The organism is Candidatus Atribacteria bacterium (assembly GCA_011056645.1).
Classification (GTDB): domain Bacteria; phylum Atribacterota; class Phoenicimicrobiia; order Phoenicimicrobiales; family Phoenicimicrobiaceae; genus Sediminicultor; species Sediminicultor quartus.
In genome coordinates this window covers 1-1,897 of record DSEL01000128.1, presented here as the reverse complement: position 1 = coordinate 1,897, position 1,897 = coordinate 1, and the positions used below count along the sequence as shown (strand labels likewise).

Sequence of the window (1,897 nt, the reverse complement as noted above, 5' to 3'; positions counted from 1 at the left end):
GTGATGAGTAAGGTGTAATGAGTAATAAGAAAAAAATTAGATAGTTAGCTAATTTAACAGTTAAAATACAGATTACAAATTGTAAGTTGTGAGTTACAAGCTTGGGAAAAGAAGTAAATGATGTATCGTGGGCTACATTGACTGGATGACTGGTAGACCACAAGACTAATTGATTAAAAATAATTGGAGAATCGATAATTGGTAAATTGGGGTATCGGTGAATTGGTGGATTGGCGAATTGGAAAATTAGTTTATCCTTTCACTGATCCAGCCAAAATTCCTTTTACGAAATAGCGCTGCAATCCTAAAAAAAGAAATAAAGGAAGAGCCATAGAAACAAAGGCCGCAGCGGTAAGCAGTTCCCAATCTTGACCATAAGAGCCGACTAAGGCACTGATTCGTACGGTTAAAGGAGCTACATTTGGTGTCCCCCCTAAGTAAACTAAAGCTATTAAAAGGTCATTCCAAACCCATAAAAACTGAAAGATAGTGACGGATGCAAGGGCTGGTAAAGATAACGGTATTACCATCTTGGTGAATATTTGAAAAGAGGTAGCGCCATCTATAGAAGAAGAATCAAACAATTCACTCGGTAACCCGGAGATAAAATTATACATTAAGTAAATTATTAGAGGTAGTCCGTAACCAGTATGGGCAAACCATATCCCGGGAAAAGTACCGGCTATTCCTAATTGATTAAAAATTCGCAAGATCGGTATCAAAGTCATTTGTAGGGGTACTACTAACAAGCCTACTAAAATGACAAATAAAAATCTTCGCCCTGGGAATTCCATCCAGGCGAAAGCATAGGCAGCAAAAGAAGCAATTAATATGGGAATAATGGTAGAGGGAATAGTAATAAATAGAGTGTTTAAAAAGGCTTTTCCTATACCGATCTTCAGAATAACCTCCTGGTAATTTTCCAAGGTATAGCGGGTAAAATTAAAAGGATGCTCAAAAACGCTCCACCATCCTGATGCTGCTACATCGGCAGAAGATCGAAAAGAAGTTATCAATAATCCCACACTAGGAAAAATCCAAATTACTGCAATAAAAATTATTACTAAATGAATCGGTCCATTTGAAAGAATCGGAGTTAACTTTTTCATTATCTTATGGCCTCCTGTTCTCTAAATCGCTGAATGTTGATCACTATCATGGGGATAATAAGCACTAATAATATCACCGCAATTGCGCTTGCTCGGCCATAATTTCTAAATATAAACATCTCTTTATACATCCTATTGGCCACTACTTCGGTATTATAATTCCCATTAGTCATTACATAAACAATATCAAATACTTTAAGAACATTAATGGTCATAGTTGTCGCTACTACTGCAAGAGTAGGTTTCATCAAAGGCAGAATAATTTTCCAGAATATTTTAAATTCGGTTGCGCCGTCTACTCGAGCTGCTTCTAAAAGCTCGCGGGGTATCCCTTTATAACTCGCAGATAATATCACCATACAAAATCCAGTCCAGATCCATACTCCTACCATAATTAAACAAAAATTATTAAGCCAAGGTCTAATAATCAGCCAGGGCAAAGGATCTAAATTGAAAAGCGAACGAACTGCATTAAGAATACCCGTCTGAGCGGCTGATGCCGGTCTATAAGCATAAACGAACTTCCAAATGATTCCCGCACCCACAAAGGAAATTGCCATGGGCATAAATATCAGCGATTTTACAATCGATTCATATTTTACCCGATCTGCCAATACTGCAATCACTAATCCTAAAGATGCTGTCAGGGGAACAAATAATATTACCCATAGAGCATTATTTCGAAAAGAATTAAGCATAATCTCATTGGTAAAGCTATAAAGATAATTCTTAATACCAATAAATATCTCTGAATTATGATTAAAAAAAGAAATATATAGTGTATTAAT

The 1,897-nt window shown here is 36.2% G+C and carries 2 protein-coding genes; both read right to left on the bottom strand.

The window, feature by feature from the left end:
* Positions 1 to 251 precede the first annotated feature (251 nt).
* Complete coding sequence (locus ENO17_05260; protein HER24440.1) at positions 252 to 1,109, bottom strand: carbohydrate ABC transporter permease; 858 nt, start codon at positions 1,107 to 1,109, stop codon at positions 252 to 254.
* Positions 1,109 to 1,897, bottom strand: a 789-nt coding sequence (locus ENO17_05255) for a sugar ABC transporter permease (GenBank protein HER24439.1), incomplete at its 5' end; no start/stop codon positions are given. The genes ENO17_05260 and ENO17_05255, both read right to left, overlap by 1 nt.

Bases quoted from the DNA above. Each gene is read 5' to 3' on its own strand.
- ENO17_05260 (HER24440.1), bottom strand. From the start codon at position 1,109: ATGAAAAAGTTAACTCCGATTCTTTCAAATGGACCGATTCATTTAGTA.